The 2,292-nt window shown below is 67.7% G+C and carries 2 protein-coding genes; both read right to left on the reverse strand.

Annotated elements, in window-relative coordinates:
- Window positions 1–165: 165 nt before the first annotated feature.
- Window positions 166–1,164, reverse strand: coding sequence for an ABC transporter ATP-binding protein (locus ACTJLF_RS34445; RefSeq protein ID WP_440884876.1), 999 nt, complete (start codon window positions 1,162–1,164; stop codon window positions 166–168).
- Window positions 1,165–1,343: 179 nt separating this feature from the next.
- The gene (locus tag ACTJLF_RS34450; RefSeq protein ID WP_440884877.1) at window positions 1,344–2,243 is read right to left on the reverse strand and encodes an ABC transporter permease; all 900 of its coding nucleotides are present in this window, start codon (window positions 2,241–2,243) and stop codon (window positions 1,344–1,346) included.
- Window positions 2,244–2,292: the final 49 nt, after the last annotated feature.

Consider the following 2,292-nt stretch of genomic DNA (forward strand, 5'->3'; position numbering starts at 1 on the left):
ATTCGCCGACGATGCCGACGCTCTGGCCGGCCTGCACGTCGAAGCTCACGCCGTTGAGCGCCTTCACGGTGGGTGGCGGGCCGAAAAGCTTCTCGCGTGGCAGCGCGTAGTGGCGATAGAGGTTGTTCACGGCCAGCAGGGGCTGGCGGGTGTTGGCGGACTGGCTCATGAGGCGGTGGCGGTCCTTGCGGTGGATGCGGCGATTTCTCCGAGCCGCAGGCAGCGCACCACGTGCTCGCCGGGCAGCAGCGTCTCGCGCGGGCGCGTGCTCTGGCACAGGTCGATGGTGTGGGCGCAGCGGCCAGCGAATGCACAGCCGCGCGGCATGTCGACCAGCTCGGGCACGCTGCCGCGGATGGTCGGCAGCCGGCCCGCGCGCACCGCGCCGATGGCAGGGCGCGCGGCGAACAGGCCGCGTGTGTAGGGATGTGCGCGGCCGGCGAAGACCGTGTCGGTCGGACCACTCTCCACTGCGCTGCCGCCATACATCACCAGCATGCGCTTCACGCTGTTGGCGATCACGCCCAGGTCGTGCGAGATCAGGATCAGCGCCATGCCCATTTCCTTGACCAGGCCCTGGATCAGGTCGAGCACCTGCTTCTGGATGGTCACGTCGAGCGCGGTGGTCGGCTCGTCAGCGATGAGCAGGTCGGGCCCGCATGCGAGCGCCATCGCGATGCCGATGCGCTGGCGCTGGCCGCCGGAGAACTGGTGCGGGTACGCATCGAGGCGCGAGGCGGCATCGGGAATGCCCACGCGTTCCAGCAGGTTCAGCGCCTCCTTGCGGGCCTGCTCCTTGGTGAGCCCGCGATGCAGCCGCAGCGGCTCGCCGACCTGGCGCGCGATGGTGTGCACCGGGTTCAGTGCCGTCATCGGCTCCTGGAAGATCATGCCGATGCGGTTGCCGCGGATCTCGCACATCTGCTTCTCGGGCAGGCCGACGAGCTCGGTGCCGTCGAAGCGGATGCTCCCCGAGACCTTCGCGGTCGCAGGCAGCAGGCCCATGAGCGACATCACCGTGATCGACTTGCCGCAGCCCGATTCGCCGACGATGCCCAGCGTCTCGCCGCGCTCCAGCGAGAACGAAATGCCGCGCACGGCCTGCGCCGGCCCACGCTGTGTCTGCAGGCCGATCTGGAGGTTGTTGACTTCGAGGAGAGGCATGGTCAGGACAGCGGGGTCGGGATCGGACAGCCGAATGCAGAAGGAAGACAAAAACTACGCAAAGGTCGCGAAAGGAGAACAAGGAAAACCTCCTGGGTTTTCTTTCTCGCTCTTCGCGAAACCTTCGCGCCCTCTGCGTGCTTGCGCCGGCATTCGAAATGCTCGTTCATCGGCAATCCTCAACGAGCACGCGCAAGGCGCGGATCGAGCAGGTCACGCAGGCCGTCGCCCAGCAGGTTCAGCCCCAGCACCGCGAATGCGATCGCCAGGCCCGGGAAGACGGCCAGCAGCGGCTGCTGGAACATGAGGGTCTGCGCTTCGCTGAGCATGCGACCCCACGAAGGCTGCGGCGGCTGTGTGCCCAGGCCCAGGTAGGAAAGAGCGGCCTCGGCCAGGATCGCGATGGCGAAGCGGATGGTGATCTGCACGATCAGCACGGCCGAGATGTTCGGCAGCACATGCTGCATCGTGATGGAGAGCGACCCCTTGCCGCAGGCACGCGCGGCCGCAACATACTCTCGCGACCACACCGCGTTGGCCGACGCGCGCGTGATGCGCGCGAAGGTCGGAATGTTGTAGATGCCGATCGCGATGATCGCGTTGACGATGCCCGCGCCGAACACCGCCGTCATCATGATGGCCGACAGGATCGCGGGGAAGGCCAGCGAGAAATCGGCCAGCCGCATGATGGCTTCCTCGACCCAGCCGCGCTTCGCAGCGGCGAGCAGGCCGAGGGCCGTACCCACCACGAGCCCGATGCCGACGGCGATCACACCCACGAGGATCGACGCGCGTGCACCCACGAGCAGCAGCGAAGCGACGTCGCGGCCGAACGCGTCCGTGCCCAGCCAGTGCGAGCCGGACGGCGCCTGGAGCTTGTTCGCCATGTCCATGCCGTAGGGCGAATAGGGCGTCCATACATAGGACAGCAGCGCGGCCAGCACCAGCAAGGCAGCGAGCACGCCGCCGATGACGAAGCTGCGATGACGCAGCGCGCGGTGCCAGAAGCCGGGGGCCTTCAGGGCGGTGCCGGCGGGAGCTGCGGGCAGCGCGCCGGAGGTCGGGGTGATGGCGCTCATATGTCGCTGGCCTTGATGCGCGGGTCGATGACGGCGTAGAGCACGTCGA

Source organism: Variovorax sp. 22077 (assembly GCF_052044195.1).
In the GTDB taxonomy this organism is placed as follows: domain Bacteria; phylum Pseudomonadota; class Gammaproteobacteria; order Burkholderiales; family Burkholderiaceae_C; genus Variovorax; species Variovorax atrisoli.

Bases quoted from the DNA above. Each gene is read 5' to 3' on its own strand.
- ACTJLF_RS34445 (WP_440884876.1), bottom strand. From the start codon at position 1,164: ATGCCTCTCCTCGAAGTCAACAACCTCCAGATCGGCCTGCAGACACAG.
- ACTJLF_RS34450 (WP_440884877.1), bottom strand. From the start codon at position 2,243: ATGAGCGCCATCACCCCGACCTCCGGCGCGCTGCCCGCAGCTCCCGCC.